Source organism: Clostridium sp. DJ247 (assembly GCF_014231265.1).
The window spans coordinates 42,103-67,899 of record NZ_JABAIW010000018.1 but is presented as its reverse complement, the minus strand read 5'-3'; the positions used below and the strand labels follow the sequence as shown (position 1 = coordinate 67,899).

Genomic DNA, 25,797 nt, shown 5'->3' with positions numbered 1-25,797 from the left:
GAGTAGAAGCAACGATAAACCTGCTTCGTATGTTTTAGGGGTACAAGTTATCTTTAATGAATTAAAAATAGATTTATGGGCAAAAGATTTGTTTTGGAGGTATCTTTATGAGCACAGTAAAAAGAGCTATTATTTTTGATTGGGGAGATACGTTAATGAAGGACTTTACACAGTATAAGGGCCCCATGGTTCAATGGCCATATGTTGAGGCCATTTCAGGAGTTAAAGAATCTCTACATAAAGTTTATAAAAACTACATATGTTGTGTAGCTTCAAATGCAGGAGATTCTGATGGAGAACTTATGCAGCTTGCATTAAAACGAGTAGAATTGGATGGGTACTTTACAGCTTTTTTCACATCAAAGGAGCTTGGGGTAGAAAAACCTAGCATAAAATTTTTCCAAGAAATATTAAAAAGATTAAATGTGAAGCCTAATGAGGTTATTATGGTAGGTAACGACTATATTAAAGACATTAAGCCAGCTAAAACTGTAGGTATGGCGACCATATTATATTCAAAAGCTAATCATAAGGAATATAAAGAATTTGCAGATTATGTTATTAATTCTATGGAACAATTGGATTCTATTATTTTTAAATTTAAATAATAAATTAATATGTATGAGGGTGAAGCAAAGAATGACAAAAAAAGGATTAACAATGAAACTATTAAAAGAAAATATTGGCGTTTGTAGATTAAATCATAATGATCCGATTCCACAATGGGCAAATAATAGCGAGTTTTTTTCCATAACAAAAACCTTAGACGAGCTATCAATTGTATGTTCTCAAGATAGTATTCCAGAGGGTATAAAGTGTGAGAAAGGCTGGAGAATTTTAAAGGTACAGGGTCCATTAGACTTTTCATTAATTGGCATTATTGCATCAATCAGCACAACGCTAGCACAAAAGAACATAAGTATATTTGCAGTATCTACATATGATACAGACTACATTCTTGTTAAAGATAAAGATATTCGTAACGCAATAAATGCCTTGTGTGATGAAGAATATGAAATTATAATTTAAATAAATACAATTTTTAGATTTATAAACAGGAGTAAAGATGAAGAAGAAAAAATTAATAATATTTTTAGTACTAATAATAATTATTATTTCAGGAATATATGTTCTTGAAACTAATCCTGACTCTAGGGGATATATTAATAAAACTATAAATAAAATCGAAGGAAAAACCTTAAATGAAAAATTTGAAACAAAGATTAAATCAGGTAATCTATCTACAGATTATGTTATAGATGAGGTTTTAAGCGATGTAAGTAAGTTTCAATTGAATACATTAAATATTCCGGTGGTTATAAACATAGATAACTTATCCTCAAGTAATATGATAGTTGATAAGGGTAGTGAGTATAAAGCAATACAATTAATTAAAAAGCTAAAAGGGAAAAAAATAAACATAATACTAGAACCTTATCCATGGATAGATAATGGCAGCAAATACGAAACTGCATGGAAACCTGATAATATAAATACTTTCTTTTGGAACTGGAAAACTAATGTATTAAAGGTGCTAATTGATGATATTGCAATTCCATATCATGTAGATGTTCTTAATATAGGGTCAAGCTTTGTTAATATGGAATATGCAGAAGAATATTGGTGTGATACTATAGATTATGTTAGGAAATATTATAAGGGATTAGTAACTTATAGAACTGGTTGGTGGTACACAGCTGAATGGAAGCCAGAAACAGTTAAGAAATATGAAAATAAACTAAATAACAAACTTTTTTCAAAGCTAGACTTTATTTCTATTGCAGCTTATTTTGAACTTACCAATAATGAGACAAATACTGTAGAAAATTTAGTAAGTTCTATACAAAGTACACAAATTTATAGTAGAAAACAGAATATAAAGCAAGAAATAAAAAATTTTCATGATAAATGGAAGAAGCCTATCTTCTTTGGAGAATTGGGATTCCCTAAAACAAAACAAGCCTCTGTTCATCCATGGAATCCATATGAAACTGATGTAATGAATGATGTTGAACAGGCTAATTGTTTTGAGGCTTATAGAAGGGTATTTGAAAAAGAATCATGGTTTTTAGGCTTTTCTATATTTGCCATAGGTGAACACAGTTCAGATAAACATTATTATCCTAGTGAAGAAAGTACATCGGTTATTCAAAATTGGTATAAAAAAACAAATAACTAAATTATAATTATTTTTATACGAAATATATAATATGTTATTAAATATAGTAATATCAGTTATGTTTTTAAGATAATAAATTATATGAAAGAGTTAAAATTCAATGGTAATAAATAATGCTAAATTTAGAAAGGTGGCATAAGGTTATGAGCAGTAATATATTATTAGAGTCTGGAACCGGTGAGGTTGAAATATTAGAATTTGTTATAAGTAATAGGCATTATGCAATTAATGTTGTGAAGGTTAAGGAAGTTTTAGATGTAAATAACGGAAGGTTAACCAAAATACCAGAAGCACATCCTGCTATAGGTGGGCTAATATTATGCAGAGACGAAATAGTGCCATTGATTGATTTAAAATATATTTTAGAAAGACAAGATAGAATTGATAGTTGGAATAAAGTCATTATATGTGAATTTAATAAGGTAAAAGTAGCTTTTAATATTGATAATATTATAGCTGTACGACGCATTAAATGGGAGCAGATTTCTAAACCTGATGATATATCAACAAACTCATTAGTTACTGGAAATATTCTTTTGAATAATAAGATAATATTAATGTTAGATTTTGAAAAAATAGTCACAGATATTTCTCCTAGCACAGGTATTAGTGAAGATAGAATTGTAGAAGTAGAGTATAAAGAAAGATCAAATATTAAGCTTGCTTTAGCAGATGATTCTGCTTTAATAAGAAAACTATTAAAGGACACACTGTTTAAGGCTGGTTTTGAAAAGTTAAAAATATTTGATGATGGAAAACAGCTTTTAGATTATTTACATAGTGTTTTAGAAGAAAAGGGAGAAAATTTTATTGAAGATGTTCAATTAGTTATTACTGATATTGAAATGCCTCAAATGGACGGACTTACTCTAACAAGAAAGATCAAAGAAAATCCTATTCTAAAAAAACTTCCTGTTATAGTGTTTTCTTCACTAATCACGGATGATCTAAGACATAAGGGTGAATCTGTAGGGGCAGATGCTCAGCTAAGTAAGCCTGAAATAGGTGATTTAGTACATCTAATAGATAAATTTATGAATATAACTTAATTCTTAATAAAAAGCATTTAATCTTTGGGTTGAGTGCTTTTTAAATATATATAAAACTATGGACTTAGAGTAAACTTGCATAAGTATACATAGGAGCAGGATTAAATGTAGGATTAACTTATAAAGAAATTGAAGATATAATTATCCATACAGTACCATATTTAGGCTTTCCTACAGCTATAAATGCGATAAAGGTTTTAAAAGAATTTGAAAAATAAAAATATGGATACTTTATTTAGTAAAAAATTAATATGATTATAGTAAGGATAAGAAGGGAAAAACATTCTCCTATGTAGAATAATATACTAATAATATAATATGGAAGGATGTGTTATGTATGGAGAATGTAAAAATCTTAATACCATTGGATGGAACAGAAAGAAGTATGCACTCTATTAATTGGTTAAAGAAAATGTTTAACAAGGATAACACTGAAATCACAGTAATGAATATAATAGAGATAGTTATAACTAATGACATGGTAGTTATGAACGAATTTGGAAATGTACAAGAAGAAAGTGAATTAATTTTAGATAAAGCAATAAAGGAACTAGAAGGTTATAAGGTTGAAAAATTTACTGCTCTTGGGAATGCTGGAGATGAAATATTAAGAAAGGCTAAAGCAGGTAACTATGACATAATAATTATGACAAAGTCTAATAAAAAAGGTTTAGCTAGAATGGTTGGTTCTGTAACAAGCAAGGTTGTTAAGAATGCTCAGTCCTTAGTAATGGTTGTACCTCAATAGTGTTTGTAAAAGTTATAACGAGTTCCAGGCTTCAGGGATCTTAAGCCTAGAACTCTGTTTATATTTACACCGGCAAAATTATTGTAGGAGATGATTTTGGTGGAAACACATCACAGACCAATAAGGAAAAATAAAACTAGGAGAAGAATAAACCAAGTACTTATAGTAATTTGTTTGTTATTCATGTTTTCCTTTGGTTTTTTCATAGGCAACAGAATAGCAGCTAAAAGAAACACAATTGTTAGTGCTGCAAATACAGCTAAAAATACTGAAGAGGATGCAATGAATCCTAGGGAAAGAAAAATGGATACAAACACAGCAAGCACTTTAAATACTGATGAATCTCCTGGAGAATATAAGCCGTGGAACAACAAGAGAAGTGAGGGAAAAAAGGTAGCTTATTTAACCTTTGATGATGGTCCATCTTCTAATAATACCCCTAAAATATTAGATATATTAAAACAGAATAATATAAAAGCAACTTTTTTGTTATTGGAAAAAATGCTGAAGCAAGTAAAGGTCTTGTGAAAAGAGAAATTGCAGAGGGAAATGTAGTAGGAAATCATACTTGTAGTCATCAATTAAATTACAAAGAGGGTCCTGAAAATTTTGTACAAGATTTGAATAGATGCGATGCGGTACTTAAGCCAATCATAGGGAATAATTATAATTTGAAACTTATAAGGTTTCCAGGAGGATCTTTTGGAGCTAGATTGAAACCTTTTCGTGAATCTGTTACTAAAGTAGATGTTTTTTATTTTAATAGTAAATAAAACAGAGTCTTATTTAATTACAGAAAAACTAATAGTAATATACAGTAATTATTTCAAAAATTAATACAATAGGTACATTTTATAGAAAATAGTAGAAAATAAATACAATCAATAATATAATATTAGTATTATACTAAGAATAATATACGAGGAGTATCACATGAATTTAAAACTAAAATCTAAACTAGCCATAGCATTTGGAATTGTTTTATTAATTTTCTTAACTAATAATATCATTAATATTAACGCTATTGGACAAAGCAATAGGGGTATTACACATGTAGAAGACTTCACATATAAACAGCAGGAATATGCAAACGAAATCAATATAGCAGTTATTCAAGTACAACAGTTTTTATCAGATGCAGCTGCAACTAAAAATAAAGATAGTATAAAGCAGGCTGAAGCATACAAAAAGCTGTTCAAAAATTCATTGAATAAACTTAAGGCTGTAAATCCAAATATGAAAGATAAAATTGATAAAATAGATAGTGATTTTGACAAGTATTATGAACTAGGTGTGAATATGACTAATGTGTATATAAATGAAGGCTTTGAAAGAGGAAATGTATTAATGGAACAATTTGATCCAATGGCAAATAAACTATCCATTAAAATTGATGAATTAAATGCTAATAGTAAGAAAGCTATGAATAATGATTTACAGAATATACATGATACAATGAATACCAATATAAAAATATCTATTACACTAGGTATAGTTTCATTTATTTTAGTCATTATAATTGTTGTATTACTTGGAAACAGTATTACGGCGCCAGTTAATAACATGCTTAATATACTGAGGGATTTAGAAATAGGGGACGGAGACTTGACAAAAAGAATAGCTATAAAATCTAAAGATGAAATTGGAAATATGTCAAAATCCTTTAATAAGTTTATGGACAACCTAGCGAATATGGTTAAAAATATAAAAATAAATTCAGCTGTTGTTTCCAGTAGTTCTGAAACTTTAAGTATTGGTAGTATTCAAACAGCTGAAGGTATTAGGAATATCAATAATAATATGACTAAACTAGAAAGTGATGGTGAAGATATCAGTAATTCAGTTAAACAGGTAACTGTAAATGTAGAGAATATTGCACAAGCATCGCAAACTACAGCTGCTGATATTCAAGAAATATGTAATATGGCAGACGAAATTAATAATATTGCTTCTGAAAGTGGAAAATTTGCTTTAGATACAAAGCTTGAGATGGAGAAAATTCAAGATGTTTCATCAAACACTATGGTTATAAATGAAAAGTTAGGCAGTAAAGCTAAAGAAATAGGAAAAATAATTGATACTATTCAATTTATAACGGATCAGACTAATCTATTAGCATTAAATGCATCAATAGAGGCTGCTAGAGCGGGAGAACATGGCAGAGGCTTTAGTGTTGTAGCTGATGAAATTAGAAAGCTGGCTGAAAATAATAGTCAATCAGCTAAAATGATTGAGAGCTTAATAAAAAGCATTGATGAAATGATTGAAGATACTATCAATTCTACTTCAGAAGTGGGAATTAACATAAAAAAAGGTAGTGATATGGTAGAAAGTATGTTTAACCAGTTACAAAAAATTATTCAAGGAGTAAGTAATATAAATAATAAAATACAAAGTATCGCTGCAAACTCACAGGAGCAGAGTGCTTCAGCTGAAGAACTTATGGTTGCAATGGAATCTATTAATAACAATAATGGTGATATAGCAATTGCTATTAAGAACATTACTGAAGGGATAAATTTACAAACAGATGTAGTTTCTAATTTTAGCCTAATGGCATCAAGCCTTAATAATTCAGCACAAGAGTTAAAGGATCTAGTAGATAAGTTTTACATAGAATAGTTAAAGCATAGAAGATATATTAGAATATAATGAAATAGCTCACTGCTTTGACATTGTTATTACTTCGATAAATGAAGGGTGACATAAACCTCATCCATCAATATACTTCTCTGCTATAAATAAGCTTAAGCTTTCACCAAAGGAAATATTATAGCTTATGTAATAAAGTGAAACTTGAATCAGATGGGAGTATTAGAGCGGGTAGTCATCGGATAAATTATGAAAAATTTAGATTGCCCCTGAAAACCAGGGACACTTCTTAACTAAGTGCCTTTTCAAACACTTGGCGAACAATATCTTTAGATGGAACTCCTTCATGAACCTTAACTCCATCAACATAATAAGTAGGCACATAATAGTAATCATGCTCTTTAGCTATAGCTGGTTCACGTTCCTCATCCACTACTCTAACATTAACATCTGTGTATTTTGGATTCTCTCTCTTTAATTCTTCCATCCAGGAAAGGGCTTGCTTGCAGTATGGGCACCAATCAGTTATAAACATAAATACAGGTTTCATAAATTTTCACCACCTAATTTTATTATTAATATATATATGTTTTTTTATTATAAGAATATTATACACTATTTTTACTAGTTTGTTCCTGTAAACATAAGTATAGTCAAGTTTTAATACTGACATAGGGTTTCACGGTGGAAACTTAACATATTATGGAGTATAAGTTAAGTTTCTACTGCGGATGCCTATGTCAGTGTACTTGCATCCGGGTTAGTAGAAACTTCTACTTTAAATTGATTTGTTTTCCCCATAATATAAGCCAGTTTAATTATTGATTTTTCATCTTCATTCATTTCTCTATTAAACATTTTTTCAAATTGTTTTAACAAGCCATCCATGTCAATTTTTTGTTTTATATTACCATGTCTACTTGATCTACTCTGGTTATCCCAATTATATATCTTAGGCTTAATGTGTTCATTATGAATCTTTTTAAAAACCTCTGCTGTATAATATGCATCAGAAACAGCGTTGTGAAAGCGTTCTCTTAGAGGAATATTCAGTAACTCTACTGCCTTTTGTAAACCAATATTAATTCCTTTTGGGCAGTTAAAATATTTTGATGCATAACGTTGAATATTAATATATTCCCTTGGAAGTGAAAGGGTATTAAATTCATGATAACTTATGTTTCTAAGCAACTCTTTCATGTCTGCCATTCCCCATACGCATAAAATGCTTCTATCTTCGGTAATAAATTTTAAAAAATCTTTATAGACCTCTTTAAAGGATCTAGCATTATTTAAAGAATCCATTGTTATACGGGTAATTTCCTTTACAAAAGAATTAAGGCTAGTATATATTTCTGGTTTTATTAGTGCATCTAGAGTTGAAACAGTATTAAAATTTTTATCAAGCTTTATAGCTCCAATTTGAATTATTTCAAAGGGACATTTAATTTTACTGGTATTTTTATCTTGATTATTTAAACTTTCTCCTTGATTAAACTCTAAATCAAATATTATGTAATTCATTTTTATATCTCCTAAAACCAATTGGTAGGTTAATTATATCACTGTTTAAATAAAAAAAGTATCTTAGAGTTAAAGCATATAAAATCATTTAAGTTATTAGGGTTTTCTATTATAAACAGTATGTATATCTATGTTACCCATGTTGTTTTTTGTTTATAAGTAAGTTATTTTTTTAAATTTTTATACATTAATAGAGTTTATTTATAAAAGTTATGTAACAAAATAAAAAAGTATTGCATTTTATGAAAATTTAAGTTAAAATTTTCCTTGTAAATAAGAACTTTAATAATAAAATTAAAGAAAATGTTCACTTATATAAATCTAGTAATAGGGGCTAGATGTATCTACCGAGCTACCGCAAATAGTTGTAGGCTATAAGTGCTTTATACTCTATAGTTGTACATGTATCATACTTTTACGTTCTTAGTTCCTCTATGAAAAATTAATACTGTAGATATAAGAAATAATATATATTATTGGTGAAAATATCAAACATATTAAATATTGTTCGTAAAATGCCGAATAATGTTGTGTATAATTTATGCTTATATAAAGTAGTAATGTTTTATAATATAGAGGAAAAATAATATATTGGGAGATGATTAGTTTGTGGTATGATTTAGTAATAGTAGGAGCTGGTCCTTCAGGAATTTTTACAGCCTTAGAATTAGTAAGACAAAAATCTCATAAGAAGATTTTAATAATTGAAGGAGGAAGAAGCATAGATAGAAGGCACTGCCCTAAGGAAAAGACACGAGTATGTGTTTCTTGTAAACCATACTGCCATATTACAACAGGATTTTCAGGTGCTGGTGCATTTTCAGATGGTAAATTATCTTTAAGTTACGAAGTAGGTGGAGATTTACCAAATTTAATTGGAAGCGATAAAGCTCAGGACTTTATTGAATATACAGATAAAATTTACCTTGAATTTGGAGCTGATGCAAAAGTAGAGGGCATAGATAATGGTGAAGAAATCAAGGAAATAAGAAGAAAAGCTATAGAAGCAGGACTTAAGTTAGTAGATTGTCCTATAAGACATTTAGGAACAGAAAAAGCACAGGAAATATATTTAAAAATACAAAATTATCTTTTAGAGGCAGGAGTAGAAATACAATTTGATACTGTAGTTACAGACATGGTTATTGAAGAAGGCTCAGTAAAAGGTGTAAAAATAGTAGATGCCAGAACTCAAAGCAAGGAAGAAACTATATATAGTAATAAAATAATTGTTGCTACAGGAAGAAAAGGAGCAGACTGGCTAAAGGATATGTGTGTGAAACATAATATTAACCATAGCGCTGGTACTGTAGATATAGGTGTCCGTGTTGAAATTAGAAATGAAGTAATGGATAAAGTAAATGAGGTTCTTTATGAATCAAAACTTATAGGATATCCAGCACCCTTTAGAGATAAGGTTAGAACTTTCTGTCAGAATCCAGGAGGCTTTGTGAGTCAGGAGAATTACGATAATGACTTAGCAATAGTTAACGGACATTCATATAAAGAGAAGAAATCTAATAATACCAATTTAGCTATACTAAGCTCTCATAATTTTGCGGAACCTTTTAATCAACCTATAGAGTACGGAAAGCAGGTAGCAGAATTAGTTAACATGCTTGGAAATGGCAAGATATTAGTACAAAGATATGGTGATATTTTAGATGGAAAGAGGACCTGGCAGAAGGAGTTAGATCAATCCAATGTAAGACCTACATTGCCTGATGCTGTAGCAGGAGACATAACCTCTGCTATACCTTACAGACCCATGACTAATATTTTAAATTTTATAAATGCAATGAACACTGTTGTACCAGGGTTTGCAGGTAGAGAAACATTATTATACGGTCCAGAAATAAAATTTTATAGTAATAAGATAAATATAGATGAGAACTTCGAAACCAATATAGAAGGAGTTCACTGCTTAGGAGATTCTAGTGGATGGACCAGAGGTTTAATGATGGCATCAGTTATGGGAGTACTAATGGGCCAAATAATTGCAGAAGACAATAACTAGTTTAAAAATTAGCTTATTTAAAAGCCAATGTTTATTATAGATAAACACGCTGGAAATTTAACTTATACGTAGGAATATGCTGCCAAAACTGATGGCACTTTTAAAAACTTTTTTATCAGTCTCAGTGAAGTGTTTTTGAAAATCTTAGGAGCTTTGATATGTTTGAGGTACGAGTTTATCAAAGCTTCTTAGATTTTCATAAACACGAACTTTAGACTGATTAAAAGTTTTTAACGTGCCGAAGTTTGGTAGAATATTCTGGAGTATAAGTTAAATTTCGGGCATGGTTATCTATATGAATAAGCATTGGCTTTTAATAATAATATGTAAATTACTGTGAATTTGTTGTATAATAATTATGCGGAATAAAGCTGGGCTATTAAGGAGGAGTTTATTATGAGAATGACAGATATAATCCAAAAGAAAAAACATGGTAACAGTTTAACAGCAGAAGAAATAGACCAAATGGTACAGGGTTATGTTAAAGGACAAATACCTGATTATCAGATGTCAGCTTTCTTAATGGCTGTTTATTTCAAAGGAATGACTAAAGAGGAGATTGCAAATATGACTCTATCCTTTGTGAATTCTGGAGATAAGGTTGACCTATCAGATGTTGAAGGAATAAAGGTTGATAAACATTCCTCAGGTGGTGTAGGAGATAAAATTAGTTTAATAGTAATTCCATTAGTAGCTTCTATGGGTGTTCCAGTGGCTAAGATGAGTGGCAGAGGGTTAGGTCATACTGGTGGCACTATAGATAAATTAGAATCCATAGAGGGCTTTAAAACAGAACTAAGCAACAAGGACTTTATTAATAATGTAAATACATATAACATGGCTATTGCAGGACAGTCTGGGAACTTAACTCCTGCGGATAAGAAGATATATGCATTAAGAGATGTTACATCAACAGTAGATAGTATTCCATTAATAGCAAGTTCAATTATGAGCAAGAAAATAGCTTCTGGAGCAGATGCCATAGTATTAGATGTAAAAGTAGGCTCTGGTGCATTTATGAAATCTGTAGAAGAAGCTAGAGATTTAGCAAGGACTATGGTTGACATAGGAAAATCACTTAATATAAGAACCGTAGCAGTGGTTACAGATATGAATCAGCCATTAGGACATGAAGTAGGAAATGCTAATGAGGTCAAAGAAGCAATAGAAGTGCTGAAGGGTAACGGATCAGAGGATGAAACTGCTGTGGCACTTACTATAGCTTCTTATATGACAGTGTTAGGTGGAGCCTTTAAGGATGTGGACACAGCATACAAAGCTTTAGAGGAGATAATTAAATCAGGTAAGGCAATAGAGAAATTGAAAGAGTTGGTTAGAATACAAGGAGGTAATCCTTCAGTAATCGATAACCCAGAATTGCTCCCACAAGCACAAAATCACATAATGGTAAAGGCTACTAAGAATGGCTATGTGTCGGGAATTGAAGCAGAATCCATAGGAATCTCAGCAATGTTGCTAGGGGCTGGTAGAAAGACTAAAGAAGATACAATTGATTTCTCTGCTGGAATCACAATGGTTAAGAAGGTGGGAGATAAGGTTGAGATGGGTGATACACTTTGTATTCTACACAGTAATATAGATGACTGCAGGGAAGCAGAGAAAATAGCTTTGGATGCTTTCTCTGTAAGTGATAATGAACCACTAAAGATCCAATATATTTACGATATTATAGAGTAAAATAAAAATAGACCATGCAAAGATTCTTCACTACTTTTTAACTGGTAAACTATTGTTTTTAGGTGTGAAACTTAAGTTAATATTGTAAGGGTATAAATCACTTGGTGCCTTGTCTTGCACAAAGTTATTCCACCATCTTTATTTGTCATTTTGTTTTAGGTGACTTAAATAAAAAATACTATGAGTACATAAAATATTTAATAAATAAAAAAGCATTGTAATAAAGTAATTTATAACTGCAAAATTTGGGAGGTAGTGAAAATGAGTATACATATAAATGCAAAAGAAAATCAAATAGCTGAAAGCATATTACTGCCAGGAGATCCACTAAGAGCTAAGTTTATAGCTGAAAACTTTCTTGAAGATGTTATATGCTATAATGAAGTAAGAGGTATGTATGGGTTTACAGGAATATATAAAGGGAAAAAAGTTTCAGTTCAAGGCACAGGAATGGGTATACCATCAATATCAATATATGTTAATGAACTAATTCAAAGTTATGGTGTTAAGAATCTTATAAGAGTTGGAACTTGTGGTTCTTTCCAAGAGTCAGTTAGGATTAGAGATATAGTTATTGGTATGGCAGCCTCAACTGATTCTAATATAAATAAGATAAGATTTGATGGAAGAGATTTTGCACCAACAGCAAGCTTTAAATTATTAAAGAAAGCTTATGATTTTTCAGTTGAAAAAGGCTTAGATCCAAAGGTGGGCAACATCTTTAGTTCAGATACCTTTTATCATGATAACCCAGATGATTGGAAACAATGGGCTAAGTTTGGATGTTTAGCTGTGGAGATGGAAGCTGCTGGACTTTATACATTAGCTGCTAAGTATAACGTTGATGCACTTGCTATACTTACAGTAAGTGATCATATTGTAACTGGTGAGGCTACCACCGCAGAGGAAAGACAAAAAACCTTCACCAGCATGATTGAAGTTGCACTTGATACTGTACATTCGCTATAAATTTGATTATTAAAAGACCTATTACTTAATTATAAGTACTAGGTCTTTTAATTTATTTATATTGAGAGTTACAATATACCAATAATAAGTATCTATTTATTATAAAAACATTATCTATTTGCTGCAATATTAATCATAGCTTGATGAATAGGGTCAACCTGCCAATCCTTATGACGCAGACTTCCAAGGAAGTGAACATCAAAGTGTCCATCCATGCCATTGCCTTTTATATAATCCATATTAGGACCAGTACCATAGTTTCCAGTTCTATTGGAAACTATAGCATCTGCAGCATAAGCATCTAGTCCCGCATGAGGCATGCCTGCAACAGAAACAGCTATTTTTCTGCCGTTAGTTTCAAGAATCATTGGACGTGCATTCCAAGTCCAAGTTCCTCCAAATATTTGCTTCATAGTAGCCGTATCCTCAGTTGTAAGAGTTTCACAGTCAGCATGTCCAGCTCCTATGGTTCTTTTTATATTGAACTTTGCTCCACTGAAGAAATCTGTAAGAGTAGCTGTGGCTCCAATAGGGAACACATATTGGGCTTCAGTGAACCAAGCTAAGTCTTCACCGTATTTACCATAAGTAGGCTTTACAGGAACACTTATTTTAGGAATCTTTAAAATTTGTTCAATGTTTATCATAGAACTATCAGTAAGATTATTTGCTTTTAACAAAGATTCTTGAGTAATCCCAAACTTTCGAGCAATAGTCCAAGGGTTATCACCAGATACAACTACATAATTAATATAGGAAGTAGTAGGTATGTATTTAGCATCAATAACTTGTGCAATTTTAGAAAATAAGTTTGAATCTGCAGTTCCAGTTACAGTAAGATTATTATCTTTTTGAAATTTAGAAACTGCCTCTTGAGTTAATGTTCCATAGAAACCTGTTGGATTTACATAAAGATAGTTTAAGGCTTTTAAATAGGTTTGAAGCTCTGATACTCTATCATGGGTAATTCCATAGTATAGTAAAGTTGGTTCCTTAGAAAGAGCTTTAATTAAACTATTTAAAGTAGTTAGATTTAAACCACCATCAGCAGTAAGTCCCTTATTAGTTTGAAAATTCTTTACTGATGTATATGTTAAATAACCATATTTTCCATCTATATTTCCATTATAATAGCCTAGGGTTTTTAAATCAGTTTGAAGTTCTGATACTTGACTTCCTATACTATTATAATATAAGGGTTGAGTTATTTGGGCATGAGTTTTAGTAAAAGGTATCAGTAAAAGTGCTGCAGTGATAGTTGCAAATAGTTTCTTATTCAAAATATTCCTCTCCTAACTAATTTTATTTACATTATAATTATACTAAATTTTTATAAAAATTTAATTAGTGGGAGTATGGGAAGATAACTGTACAAAAATCAGTAAATTGAAATAAGACTATATTTTACATATAATTTTTTATTTAGAACCTATATTGAAGGTCTTCATGATTTCTTCTACCTTGCCATATAAAAGTATGTTATCTTCTTTTTCTATAACATAATCTCTGGTAGGGAATCCTATGAATTGATTACCCTTATCTATATTTAAAATAATTATATTATGAGGTTTTAAATTTGAATCTTTTAGAGCGACGCCGACTAATTTAGACTTTTCGTCTATTAATATATTGAAAACTCCGTATCCCTTAGCTCTGGTTATTAGCTTGTATATTTTAGCTGGATTCTTAGTTTTAAAATGTCTCTTTAAAATAAACTTTTCTATAATACTATCAAAGTAAGATAAAAGAAACTTATTTCTAAAAAACATGAGAATAAGTAAAAAAAATATTATAAGTACAATTAAATTTTCAAAAGAAAGAGATTTTTTTATAATATCTACTAAAAATGAAATCCCAGTTAAAAATCCAATATAACCAGTAATCATAAGAATTTGAGCTAACCTTCTTCTGGAGGGATGCTGGGTTATAAGCTCAGATTCCTTGGTAGTAAATCCCGCACCTGTTAGTAAGGATATAACTTGAAATCTAGCTTTTTCTTCAGATAAACCTGTTAACTTAAATAATACAGTTATAACCTCTACTATTATAACAAATATTACTATAGATAATAGAAAGTACAAAATCATTAATATTCCTACCTTTCTACATGATTCTTGAATACTTGATTAAGCTCTATTAATAGTTTACTAAATTGATTCGAAAGCTTATTATTAGAAATTTTTTTATATTTTTTGTATAATTAATATTCATAGTATACTGCAATTATTCTGAAGAACAGGAACTTTTAAATTTAATTTATCATAATGTTAATTTATTATCTTTTGTATCTAATTATATATTTAAAATATTAACATTTATATGGAAATTGGCAAATTAGATTAATGATGAATTCTTTAATAAAAAGAATTATAAAACTAATTCTCTTGTATAATTGTTTTTAGTTAAAAATGCTTTAATTTGATAAGCATATGTTTATTAATAGGTAACGTATAAGAAAGTAAGTAAGAAAATAATATGAGATTGGCTAAGAATTATGTGGTGAATGGTGAATTTGGTAACTAATAAAATTCAATATTAGAATTTCATTTTTTATAATATAGTACATATGTATCTAAATAATTTCTAAAAATATTCATAATATTATTGACAAATTTATAATAAAGGTTTATATTAAATGTATACTAATTTTGTATACATTAACCAGTGAACATAATTATTAATTTTAACGGGCTTGATAAGCCCATAATTTTAAAAATAAAACTATACCAAAAAGGTATATTATTAAGGAGGATTTACTATGTCAATGTGTGGAAATTGTACAACGTGTCAATCAGCAGATAAGGTGCTAGAAGGATTTATAGGTTCTATGGATATGGAAACATCTCATCACAGGGTGGAAAATCAAAAGATAAAATGTGGATTTGGACAACAAGGGGTATGTTGTAGACTATGCGCTAATGGACCTTGTAGAATAACTCCTAAATCACCAAGAGGAGTATGTGGAGCAAATGCAGATACTATAGTTGCGAGAAACTTTTTAAGAGCTGTATCATCAGGAGCTGCTTGTTATCTTCATGTTATTGAGAATACAGCATTAAACCTAAAATCTATAGGTGAAACTAAGGGAACCATAAAGGGCGTTAACGCTTTAAATAGAGTAGCTGAAATTTTTAATATAGAAGAAGAGGATATACACAAAAAAGCAGTTTTAGTAGCTGAAAAAGTTCTTAGTGATATATATAAGCCTAGATATAAAAAGATGGAGCTTGTAGAAAAAATGGCTTACAAACCTAGAGTAGAAAATTGGAAAAAGTTAAATATAATGCCTGGTGGCGCAAAAGCAGAAGTGTTTGATGCTATAGTTAAAACATCTACAAATCTAAGCAGTGATCCAGTAGACATGCTATTACACTGCTTAAATCTTGGAATATCTACAGGACTTTATGGACTTACACTTACAAATCTACTTAATGATGTTATGCTTGGAGAACCAGTTATAAGAGCAGCTAAGGTAGGCTTTAAGGTTGTAGATACTGACTATATAAACATAATGATCACAGGACACCAACATTCTACAATAGCACATCTTCAAGATATTTTAACAGATGAAAAGGTAGTTGAAAAAGCTAAAAAAGTTGGTGCAAAGGGCTTTAAACTTGTTGGTTGTACCTGCGTAGGACAAGATTTACAGCTAAGAGGGGAACATTATCAAGAAGTATTCTCAGGACATGCAGGAAATAACTTTACTAGTGAAGCATTAATAGCAACTGGTGGAGTAGATATAATAGTTTCAGAATTTAATTGCACACTTCCAGGTATTGAACCTATTGTTGATGAATTCATGGTTAAAATGATATGTCTAGATGACGTAGCAAAGAAAGCAAATGCTGAATATGTGGAGTATTCCTTTGAAAATAGAGAAAAGATAAGTGATTATGTTATAGATGAAGCTATAAAGAGCTATAGCGCTAGAAGAGGCAACGTTACACTAAATGTTCCAATGGATCATGGACATGATGATGTAATAACCGGAGTTAGTGAACAATCTCTTAAAGCTTTCCTTGGAGGCACTTGGAAGCCTCTTGTGGACTTAATTGCATCAGGAAAAATTAAAGGCGTAGCTGGAGTAGTTGGTTGCTCAAATCTTACTGCTAAAGGTCATGATGTGTTTACTGTTGAACTTACTAAAGAACTTATAAAGAGAGACATAATTGTTCTTTCTGCTGGCTGTTCCAGTGGGGGACTTGAAAATGTAGGTTTAATGTCACCAGCTGCTGCAGAGCTTGCGGGAGATAACTTAAAAGAAGTATGTAAGAGTTTAGGAATTCCTCCTGTATTAAATTTTGGACCATGTCTTGCTATAGGAAGATTAGAACTAGTTGCAACAGAGCTTGCTGAGTATTTAGGAATAGATATTCCACAGCTTCCACTTGTACTGTCTGCACCACAGTGGTTAGAAGAGCAAGCTTTAGCTGACGGAGCTTTTGGACTAGCTCTTGGACTTCCACTTCACCTTGCAATACCTCCTTTTATAACAGGAAGTAAGGTAGTAACAAAAGTGCTTACAGAAGATCTTGAAACACTTACAGGTGGAAAGCTTATACTTGAGGATGATGTAATAAAAGCTGCTGACAAACTTGAACAAATTGTACTTAGTAAAAGAAATGGATTAGGTCTTGAATAATATAGTGGAGGATGCTTTTATGAATAGAATTATTATAGATAAGGATTTATGCAGCTCATGTTTAAATTGCTATGTTGCCTGTGTAGCAGAGCATAATGAAAATAGTAAATCCATGCTTGATGTAGATCTTGAAGATATTAAAAATGAAGGAAGAAACCATATAGCTCTAGATAGTGAAGGCAAACCAGTACCAATATTCTGTCGCCACTGTGACGAACCTGAATGTGTCAATACCTGCATGAGCGGTGCTATGACTAAAGATAGAAATACTGGTGTAGTTTCTTGTAATAAAGAACAGTGTGCATCCTGCTTTATGTGTGTAATGTCCTGCCCTTATGGAGTATTAAAACCGGATACAAAAACTAAAAAAGTAGTAGTAAAATGCGACATGTGTAATGGTAGAGAAACTCCGAGGTGTGTGGAAAATTGCCCAACTGGTGCAATATATCTTCAGGAGGTGAATGCATAATGAACTATTTAATAATAGGTGCTAGTGCTGCAGGAGTTAATGCTGCAAAAGCTTTAAGAGAATTAGATAGCTCCAGTGAAATTACAGTTATATCAAAAGATACTGACATATACTCAAGATGTATGCTTCATCATGTAATTAGCGGCAGTAGAGATTTAGAGAAAATTGCTTTTGTAGATAAAGACTTATTCTTTAAATATGATATAAAATGGATAAAAGGCAAAAGTATTGTAGAACTTGATGTAAATAAAAAAGAAGTTATTTTAGAAGATAATATTGTGGAAAAATATGATAAGCTTTTGATAGCTTCAGGAGCTTCCTCCTTTATTCCACCAGTTAAAAATTTAAGAGAAGCTAAAAAGGTTTATTCCTTAAGAAATTACGAGGATGTATTAAATATAGAAGAAGGAATAAAAACCTCGAAGAAAGCAGTGATACTGGGAGCTGGTCTTGTAGGTATAGATGCAGCTATAGGTCTTATGGAAAGAGGAATAAAACTATCCATTGTAGAAATGGGGGATAGAATACTTCCTCTTCAATTAGATAAAGAAGCAGCTAATAGATATCAAAAGCTTTTAAAGGATAAAAATGTGGAAATATATACTTCAGTAAAGCTAGAAGAAGTAATATTAAAAGAAGATGGATTTGTAGATAAGGTAAAGCTTTCAGATGGAACTGAAATAGAATGTGACATGATAGTGGTAGCTGCTGGAGTTAGACCAAATGTAGGCTTTATAAAAAATGAAAGCATAAAAATTGAAAAGGGTATTGTAGTAGATGATACATGCAGTACTTCAGCTAAAGATGTTTATGCTGCAGGAGATGTAACCTTTACTGCTCCAATTTGGCCAATTGCTGTAAAACAGGGTATTGTGGCTGCCTATAACATGACTGGACATGAGAAATATTTAGATGATACCTTTGCACTAAGAAACTCCATGAACTTCTTAGGACTTGAATGTGTATCCTTAGGAACTATAGAAGCTCCAGACAATAGTTATGTGGTAGATATTATTAAAACAAAAGATATTTATAAAAAAATAATTCACAAACATGGTATAGTGTATGGAGCAATTTTTGTAGGAGATATATCTTACTGTGGAGTATTTCAGCAGCTTATAAAGAATAAAATAGATATTTCTAGTATTAATAAGAACATATTTAAAATAGATTACTCTGACTTTTTTAGCATAAAAGAAGATGGTCAATATAAATACCAAGCTGTGTAAAAAAAGCTGCTTATACCTTTAAGGTATAGGCAGCTTTTTAATATATAAATAATAAAATCAATAGTTTTCAATGTTAAATATAGAAGCTTTTGTTAAGAGTTATTTAACTTTGAGACACATGGAAATTATGCTAAAATATACAGTAGTACTATAAAATAGTAATTTATTATGGGGTTTATACAAAACATTGAAAATGCACTTATTATTCAATATTCCGCATTTAGAGTTACTTGTGGGTTAAAGGTTAACTGAAAAACTTAGAACAAATCTAAGAAGATATTTATTAATGGAAAAAGGGGGAGAAATACATTGAAAAAGCTTAGTGTCAAACCAAGTAAATCTTCATCATTTGTTGGAATGTTAGCTGGTTGTGTTTTTGTGTTAATAGGTATTTTGGGGATTATGCCTAATTTTGGACTATTCGGTCTTTGCTGGACTTTAATTGCCATTATAATTACAGCGTCCCAAGCTTATAATTTTTTCAATGATAGGAGAATTGCATCCTGGGAGTTGAATATAGAAACGGATAAAGAAGTTAATGACTTAGAAGAAGATTTTGATACAAAGCTAAGAAAGATAAAAAAACTTAGGGAAGATGGAATTATAACTGAAGAAGAATTTCAAAATAAAAGAAACAAAATCATAAACGAAAAGTGGTAATTTAAGATGTTACGTGGATGCTTCTTCACTTGCAATGGTCATAGTGCTTAAGGTATACTGTATGATAAAAACGTAGTAATAGCCGAATTTTACCCATGGAGAGATTCATGGGTAAAATTATTAATTCATTGTTATAAGCTTATCCTGCTCCAGAATATGCTTGTCTATCCAATTTACTACAAATTCTAATATTTCCATTATATATTTATCTTGATTCAAGTCAATTTTATTCAAATCTACATCATTGATTTTATTTATGAAATCATCATGCTCAACTTTATGTGATAAAAACTTTTTATAGAATATGCTCATCATATATTCTTCCTCAGATTTAAAATGAAATGCTGTATAATCCTTTAGCTCTCCAAGTATTTCAATAATTTTGTCATATTTATCAGTATAGAATTTATTTTCTAAAAGAGCATAAACTCTGTTAGCTATTTCAAATAGTTTTCTGTGTTCTGCATCGATATGTTCTACTCCAAGTTCATAGTGTTCTTTCCATTTTATCATAAAGGCACCTCCATATAATATTTTTAATAGTTAATTAATATTATACTAATAAGTGACATATTTTGCTATAAAAAATAAATATCTAACAAAATAATATTCCATACTGTTATTTTAAAGCTTATGGCAGTTATATGCTAATGTTGTTCTAAATGAGGAAACACTAGAAGTCTGTTTCCAACATAGTTTGAAATTGTAGAAAACCCTGTAGCAAATACTTGAGATAGCATGCTGTCTATATAAAATTTGTTAACTAACATGTATATAACTAATAAGTTTATTCCTAGTGATATACAATTCACAACAATAAATTTTGCAAATTGCAAAATAACTCTTTTATCCTTATCATGAAAAGTCCATTTCTTATTGAGAATGTAACTGTTTATCATACCGCAGATATAGCTAATTAAAGAGCTTGTTAAGTAATTGATATGTAGCACTTTATTGAGAATATAAAAAAATAATAGTGTTATAAGAGTGTTAGTGCCTCCAACAATACAAAATTTTATTAGTTTCATTATGATACCTCAATATTTTATATTATTTATTAATACTGTATTTTAACCAAAATGTGTATATAACTTTCTTCACTATATTTCCACAAACCCTGAATATTATTCATATGCGGAACCCTATGTAAATTACTTATTCTTTAAGAATTCTTTAAGCATATTCACATATTGCTTCTCATAGAGCTTATAAGAACCTATATGAGGGGAACCAGGAAATGATACCAGCTTGCTTTCCTGATTCTTAAAATTACTAGCTATCTTTACACTTTCTTTATAAGGAATAGCCTTATCTTTTTTACTATGTATTATTAATATAGGTACGTTAGTTTTAGCTACACTGATTACAGGACTTACTTTGTTAAAATCTACTCCATAAATTAATTTAAAATTAGCTAAAACTAATGGTGAAAATGGAAAGTTAGGCAATCCGGTCCAAAAGGCCATATTTGAGTTTAAATATTCTTTTAAATCGCTAAAAGGCGAATCTGCAATAGCAAAGCTTATATCTTTAGTTTTATCTAAAACACTTAAGATAGTAGCTGCACCCATAGAAAAGCCTACTAATCCAATTTCTCCATAGGGATTCTTAGATTTTATAAAGTCTATAGCTCCAAGCAGATCCTGCTGTTCATTATAACCTATAGTTACACCGTTTTTTCCAGCATACTCACCATGCCCTCTAAAATCAAATATAAATACATTATATCCATAATCTAAAAATAGTTTAGATAACTTTAGTTGGTCAACATTTTCACCAGCCTTAAATCTGTTATTTCCATAACCGTGACATATTATAATAGATTTATTACTGCTTAGACTCTTCATAAAATAACCACTCAGACTTAAGCTATCTTTTCTACTTTTAAAGCTTACTTCTTCATAGTTATTTATATCGTAATCCAAAGGATTTGATATATATGGGCTACTCTTTGGGTGACCAAATTTTAAGACAATATAGATTGCAATGATTTCAAATATAAAAGCAACAAATAGTATGAAAATTAAAGTTAACCTTGTTATTTGATGTATGTTTAAATGTTGTATTATTTGGCTTATTATTATAGTTTCGTTATACAATGTTTATCCCTCTTCTAAAGATTACTCTTCTTTATTTTAATATAACATTAGCAGTTAGGTAAAGTTAAATTTACGTACAGAATATAATCAACAGCTTCAAATTGGGAATTTATAAAACCGTATACATTGCAAAAAATTATAATATAAAAATGTATACTTCGTAGAAAATCATAATTTTTCATAGGAATTTATTATATAAATATAATTTATACGTTGATATAATGTAATCGTAAACAAAACCAAGCGATAGGGAATTATAAAGGGAAGTGAAAATGTTTTCTAAATGTGAAGGGGGATTAATAATGAAAGAAAATTTAAAAAAGTTAGTTGCTATTGCAGTTAGTGTTGTTACTACACTTTCAATGTTTACAGCCTGTGGTAGTAGTTCTACAAGTTCTTCGTCAGGCAATGTAAACCTTACCTATGCAATCTGGGATAAAAACCAACTACCTGGAATGCAGGCTATAGCAGATAAGTTTCATGAAAAGAATCCTAATATAACTGTTAAAGTTGAAGTTACACCTTGGGATCAGTACTGGACTAAATTAGATGCAGCTGCTTCCAGTGGAACACTTCCAGATGTTTTCTGGATGCATTCACAGAATTTCTTAAAGTATGCTACTAATGGAGCACTTTTGGATATAACTGATAAAATAAAGGGTAGTAAAGATGTACAAATGGACAACTTCCCAAAAGGCCTTGTAGATTTATACTCTGTTCAAGGAAAAAATTATTCAATTCCAAAGGATTACGATACAATAGGTCTTTGGTATAATAAGAAAATGTTTGATGAAAAAGGTATTCCTTATCCAGATGAAACTTGGGATTGGAATAAGCTAGTAGATGTTGCTCAAAAATTAACTGATTCTTCAAAGGGAGTATATGGTTATGTAGCACCTGAAGATGGTCAACAAGGCTTCTATCCCTATGTTTATCAGAACGGTGGATACATACTTTCACCTGATAAGAAGAAATCAGGATACGATCAGCCAGCAACAAAAGAAACTATTCAGTGGTTTGTGGATTTAAGCCAAAAATATAAGGTATCTCCAACTGTACAACAGCTAGCTGACACAAACTATACTCAATTCTTCACATCAGGAAAAGCGGCAATGGCTATATTTGGATCATGGATGGTAAGTGAATTTAAAGCAAATGACTATGTAAGACAAAATTGTAATGTAGCTGTTATTCCTCATGGAAAGACAAAGGCAACTATATATAATGGATTAGGAAATGCTGCTTCAGCAAAAACTAAGCATCCAGAAGAAGCATGGAAATTCTTAGAGTTTATGGGTACAAAGGAAGCTAATGAAATTCAAGCACAAAAAGCTGGGGTAATTCCTGCATATAAAGGCACTGAACAGGGATATGTAGACGCTAATAAGGAATTTAATGTAAAGGTATATCCAGAAATGTTAAAATACTCTGTAATATATCCAAACTCAGAAACAAGGCCAAAATGGGTCCAAATTGAAATGGAAATATTAACTAAGGTATGGGCTAAACAGTTAACAGTAGAAGAGGGATGTAATCAACTTGCTAAACAAATGAATGATCTTCTAGCTACGGAAAAATATTAATTAAACTGATAGCAATTAGCTATAAAGTAGCTAATTGCTATCATAACTGATTAAAGGTTGATAGTTTTAATAAAAGGAGGGTCAAAAGTGAAGACAGTTATTGATAAAAATGTATCTACAGTTTCAGATAAAAAAATAAAAATAAACAAGAAGAATCTTGAAGAGTATAGTTGGGCTTACTTAATGATTGCCCCTACAATAATAGGTCTTATCATATTAAATATATGGCCAATAATTCAAACCTTCTATTTAAGTTTTAATAAAGCTGGGGCTTTTGGAAATACTCAATGGGTGGGCTTAGATAACTATAAGCATCTATTTAAGGATCCAGCAGTAATACATGCTACTATAAACACATTAAAATTTACTATAATTTCTGTTCCAGTAGGAGTACTTCTATCTTTGTTTATTGCAGTATTACTTAATGCAAATATTAAGGGTAAATCCATATATCGTACAATTTATTTTCTGCCAATGGTTTCGGCTCCAGCGGCTGTAGCAATGGTTTGGAGATGGCTCTATAGTGCAGATTACGGACTATTTAACTATTTACTTTCTCTAGTAGGTATACATGGGCCAAAATGGCTTACAGATCCTAAGTTTGCTCTTCTTTCCATAATAATAGTAGGAATATGGAGTTCTCTAGGTTATAATATGGTAATTTTACTTGCAGGTCTTCAGGAAATACCAACAACTTTTTATGAGGCAGCTGAAATTGATGGTGCAGGCCCTGTTCGTAGGTTTTTTTCTATAACACTTCCATTGGTATCACCAACTATGTTCTTCGTTGTTATTACCACAATGATAGGATCATTACAGGTATTTGACCTTATATTCATGATGATTGATAAAACAAATGTTGCTATGGAATCAACACAATCATTAGTGTACCTATTCTATAAGTATTCATTTATTATGAATGATAAAGGCTATGGTTCAGCTATAATAATGCTTTTATTAGCAATAATCTTATTAATCACAGTAATTCAACTTAAGCTTCAGAAAAAATGGGTTCACTATCAATAGTTTTAGGAGGTGTAATTTATGAATGAAAACACTAAATCAAGTAATATTGTTATTCATACCATACTTATAATAGGTGCTGTGGCTATGCTTCTTCCATTTATATGGATGATACTAACTTCTTTAAAGAGTCTTACAGAATCCACTATGGTACCACCTACTATAATTCCTAAGAATTTTAAGTGGAGTAATTACAAAGAGGTATGGGATTTATTGCCCTTTGGAAAGTTTTACTTAAATACAATATTAATGATATTATTTAGAATTATTTTTGCAGTTTTCTTTAGTGCTATGGCAGCATATGCTTTTGCTAGAATAGAATTTCCAGGGAAAAACTTTTTCTTCATGATAGTACTTATTCAGATGATGGTGCCAGGACAACTATTCATTATTCCTCAGTACCTTATAGTTACAAAGTTGGGTTGGCTAAATACTATTCCAGCTTTAGTATTACCTGGATTTATAAGTGCCTTTGGTACATTCCTACTTAGACAGTTCTTTATGGGATTACCTGTAGAATTAGAAGAAGCTGCTATATTAGATGGATGTAATAGATGGCAAATATTTTGGAAGATAATGATGCCTTTAGCTAAATCAGGATCAATTGCTCTAGGAATATTTACTGCATTATTTGCTTGGAAGGACTTAATGTGGCCGTTAATAGTAAATGTGTCATTGGATAAAATGCCTTTAGCTTCAGGACTAGCATCACTGCAAGGGCAATTTGGAACTAATTTCCCTCAACTTATGGCGGGTTCAATGATAGCTATTTGGCCAATGCTTTTACTATTCATCATATTCCAGAAACAATTTATTGCTGGTATTGCTACTACTGGATCAAAAAATTAGTATTAAGTAACTTCATTGTATAGGTACAGAACTTTTAAATTTAATTTATTCCACATTAGCACATTACTAGATTATGCCACTGATAAATAGTTTAAAGAAGTCTAAGCCTCAAATTAAGCAGAGAGCCAAAATCTGAGATTTTGTGCGAATCGGTTAAGCAGACATACAAAATCTGTGATTTTGATATGGTCGCTTACTCTTTGAGCACTCCTCTGACCTAAGGAAGAGGAGTTTCATAATAATATAAAAGGACTTTGATAAACTCGCTTACGCTCAAACAGTATCAAAGTACTAAGCTTTCCTACTAATTTGAGACTAATACTTTCTAATAAACTATTTAAAGGTGGCACAATCTAGTTATGTGCTATGTTACATAAATTAAATTTAAAAGTTCCAGATTTATATAGCAAAGTTATAAATGAAGTTTTTATTGTAAAATAACAAATAAAGTAATATTAATTGAT

24 protein-coding genes, 1 pseudogene and 1 riboswitch are annotated in these 25,797 nt (G+C 30.6%); of the genes and pseudogenes, 18 read left to right on the top strand and 7 right to left on the bottom strand.

Features of this window, described 5'->3' with window-relative positions; genetic code table 11:
• The first annotated feature begins 107 nt into the window (after positions 1-107).
• From HGI79_RS09200 to HGI79_RS09165, 8 genes and pseudogenes are all read left to right on the top strand, one after another.
• On the top strand, positions 108-608 hold the full coding sequence (locus tag HGI79_RS09200; RefSeq protein WP_185650420.1) for an HAD family hydrolase: 501 nt from the start codon (positions 108-110) through the stop codon (positions 606-608).
• Positions 609-639: 31 nt separating this feature from the next.
• A complete protein-coding gene (locus tag HGI79_RS09195) occupies positions 640-1,029 on the top strand; it encodes an ACT domain-containing protein (protein ID WP_185650419.1) in 390 nt (129 codons plus the stop codon).
• Positions 1,030-1,066: 37 nt separating this feature from the next.
• Complete coding sequence (locus tag HGI79_RS09190) at positions 1,067-2,179, top strand: glycoside hydrolase family 113 (protein WP_185650418.1); 1,113 nt, start codon at positions 1,067-1,069, stop codon at positions 2,177-2,179.
• A gap of 143 nt (positions 2,180-2,322) precedes the next feature.
• Positions 2,323-3,228 (top strand): chemotaxis protein, encoded by a 906-nt coding sequence (locus HGI79_RS09185; protein WP_185650417.1) that lies wholly within the window; start codon positions 2,323-2,325, stop codon positions 3,226-3,228.
• A gap of 89 nt (positions 3,229-3,317) precedes the next feature.
• Entirely contained in the window at positions 3,318-3,446 is a 129-nt protein-coding gene (locus HGI79_RS23675) for a carboxymuconolactone decarboxylase family protein (RefSeq protein WP_185650437.1), read from the top strand.
• 119 nt (positions 3,447-3,565) lie between these two features.
• A complete protein-coding gene (locus tag HGI79_RS09175) occupies positions 3,566-3,976 on the top strand; it encodes a universal stress protein (RefSeq protein ID WP_185650416.1) in 411 nt (136 codons plus the stop codon).
• A gap of 90 nt (positions 3,977-4,066) precedes the next feature.
• Positions 4,067-4,749 (top strand): annotated as a pseudogene (locus HGI79_RS23670) (polysaccharide deacetylase family protein).
• 160 nt (positions 4,750-4,909) lie between these two features.
• Positions 4,910-6,598, top strand: a complete 1,689-nt coding sequence (locus tag HGI79_RS09165; protein WP_185650415.1) for a methyl-accepting chemotaxis protein — start codon at positions 4,910-4,912, stop codon at positions 6,596-6,598.
• Positions 6,599-6,857: 259 nt separating this feature from the next.
• Here HGI79_RS09165 and HGI79_RS09160 read toward each other — a convergent pair whose 3' ends face one another.
• Both HGI79_RS09160 and HGI79_RS09155 read right to left on the bottom strand, forming a co-directional pair.
• Positions 6,858-7,118, bottom strand: a complete 261-nt coding sequence (locus HGI79_RS09160) for a thioredoxin family protein (RefSeq protein WP_185650414.1) — start codon at positions 7,116-7,118, stop codon at positions 6,858-6,860.
• A gap of 185 nt (positions 7,119-7,303) precedes the next feature.
• Positions 7,304-8,092: a 3'-5' exonuclease gene (locus HGI79_RS09155; protein WP_185650413.1), complete on the bottom strand. Its 789-nt coding sequence runs from the start codon at positions 8,090-8,092 to the stop codon at positions 7,304-7,306.
• A 291-nt stretch (positions 8,093-8,383) separates the two neighbouring features.
• A riboswitch (purine riboswitch) is annotated at positions 8,384-8,487 on the top strand.
• 212 nt (positions 8,488-8,699) lie between these two features.
• Between HGI79_RS09155 and HGI79_RS09150 the strand changes: the two genes are divergently transcribed.
• The 3 genes from HGI79_RS09150 (at position 8,700) to deoD (ending at position 12,776) form a co-directional block, all read left to right on the top strand.
• A complete protein-coding gene (locus HGI79_RS09150) occupies positions 8,700-10,109 on the top strand; it encodes an NAD(P)/FAD-dependent oxidoreductase (protein WP_185650412.1) in 1,410 nt (469 codons plus the stop codon).
• A 396-nt stretch (positions 10,110-10,505) separates the two neighbouring features.
• Positions 10,506-11,807: a pyrimidine-nucleoside phosphorylase gene (locus tag HGI79_RS09145; RefSeq protein WP_185650411.1), complete on the top strand. Its 1,302-nt coding sequence runs from the start codon at positions 10,506-10,508 to the stop codon at positions 11,805-11,807.
• A gap of 261 nt (positions 11,808-12,068) precedes the next feature.
• The gene (deoD, locus tag HGI79_RS09140) at positions 12,069-12,776 is read left to right on the top strand and encodes a purine-nucleoside phosphorylase (RefSeq protein ID WP_185650410.1); all 708 of its coding nucleotides are present in this window, start codon (positions 12,069-12,071) and stop codon (positions 12,774-12,776) included.
• Positions 12,777-12,886: 110 nt separating this feature from the next.
• Here deoD and HGI79_RS09135 read toward each other — a convergent pair whose 3' ends face one another.
• Positions 12,887-14,056, bottom strand: coding sequence for a peptidoglycan-binding protein (locus HGI79_RS09135; RefSeq protein WP_185650409.1), 1,170 nt, complete (start codon positions 14,054-14,056; stop codon positions 12,887-12,889).
• A gap of 138 nt (positions 14,057-14,194) precedes the next feature.
• Positions 14,195-14,863 carry a TrkA C-terminal domain-containing protein gene (locus HGI79_RS09130; protein WP_241428177.1) on the bottom strand — a complete coding sequence of 223 codons (669 nt, stop codon included), beginning with the start codon at positions 14,861-14,863 and terminating at the stop codon, positions 14,195-14,197.
• A 671-nt stretch (positions 14,864-15,534) separates the two neighbouring features.
• Here HGI79_RS09130 and cooS point away from each other — a divergent pair.
• The 4 genes from cooS to HGI79_RS09110 all read left to right on the top strand — a co-directional run bounded on the left by cooS (position 15,535) and on the right by HGI79_RS09110 (position 19,779).
• Positions 15,535-17,421, top strand: coding sequence for an anaerobic carbon-monoxide dehydrogenase catalytic subunit (gene cooS / locus HGI79_RS09125; protein WP_185650408.1), 1,887 nt, complete (start codon positions 15,535-15,537; stop codon positions 17,419-17,421).
• Positions 17,422-17,440: 19 nt separating this feature from the next.
• Positions 17,441-17,890, top strand: a complete 450-nt coding sequence (locus tag HGI79_RS09120; protein ID WP_185650407.1) for a 4Fe-4S dicluster domain-containing protein — start codon at positions 17,441-17,443, stop codon at positions 17,888-17,890.
• Complete coding sequence (locus HGI79_RS09115) at positions 17,890-19,119, top strand: NAD(P)/FAD-dependent oxidoreductase (protein WP_185650406.1); 1,230 nt, start codon at positions 17,890-17,892, stop codon at positions 19,117-19,119. Before HGI79_RS09120 ends, HGI79_RS09115 begins: the two co-directional genes overlap by 1 nt.
• 309 nt (positions 19,120-19,428) lie before the next feature.
• Complete coding sequence (locus HGI79_RS09110) at positions 19,429-19,779, top strand: SHOCT domain-containing protein (RefSeq protein ID WP_241428176.1); 351 nt, start codon at positions 19,429-19,431, stop codon at positions 19,777-19,779.
• Positions 19,780-19,899: 120 nt separating this feature from the next.
• Here HGI79_RS09110 and HGI79_RS09105 read toward each other — a convergent pair whose 3' ends face one another.
• From HGI79_RS09105 to HGI79_RS09095, 3 genes are all read right to left on the bottom strand, one after another.
• Entirely contained in the window at positions 19,900-20,292 is a 393-nt protein-coding gene (locus HGI79_RS09105) for a bacteriohemerythrin (RefSeq protein WP_185650405.1), read from the bottom strand.
• 134 nt (positions 20,293-20,426) lie between these two features.
• Positions 20,427-20,807: a GtrA family protein gene (locus HGI79_RS09100; RefSeq protein ID WP_185650404.1), complete on the bottom strand. Its 381-nt coding sequence runs from the start codon at positions 20,805-20,807 to the stop codon at positions 20,427-20,429.
• Positions 20,808-20,930: 123 nt separating this feature from the next.
• The gene (locus HGI79_RS09095) at positions 20,931-21,878 is read right to left on the bottom strand and encodes an alpha/beta hydrolase (RefSeq protein ID WP_185650403.1); all 948 of its coding nucleotides are present in this window, start codon (positions 21,876-21,878) and stop codon (positions 20,931-20,933) included.
• A gap of 302 nt (positions 21,879-22,180) precedes the next feature.
• Here HGI79_RS09095 and HGI79_RS09090 point away from each other — a divergent pair, with 302 nt between their 5' ends.
• The 3 genes from HGI79_RS09090 to HGI79_RS09080 all read left to right on the top strand — a co-directional run bounded on the left by HGI79_RS09090 (position 22,181) and on the right by HGI79_RS09080 (position 25,333).
• Positions 22,181-23,461 (top strand): sugar ABC transporter substrate-binding protein, encoded by a 1,281-nt coding sequence (locus HGI79_RS09090; RefSeq protein WP_185650402.1) that lies wholly within the window; start codon positions 22,181-22,183, stop codon positions 23,459-23,461.
• Positions 23,462-23,644: 183 nt separating this feature from the next.
• Positions 23,645-24,487, top strand: a complete 843-nt coding sequence (locus HGI79_RS09085) for a carbohydrate ABC transporter permease (protein ID WP_185650435.1) — start codon at positions 23,645-23,647, stop codon at positions 24,485-24,487.
• A gap of 18 nt (positions 24,488-24,505) precedes the next feature.
• Positions 24,506-25,333 (top strand): carbohydrate ABC transporter permease, encoded by an 828-nt coding sequence (locus HGI79_RS09080; protein ID WP_185650401.1) that lies wholly within the window; start codon positions 24,506-24,508, stop codon positions 25,331-25,333.
• The last annotated feature ends 464 nt before the right edge of the window (positions 25,334-25,797 follow it).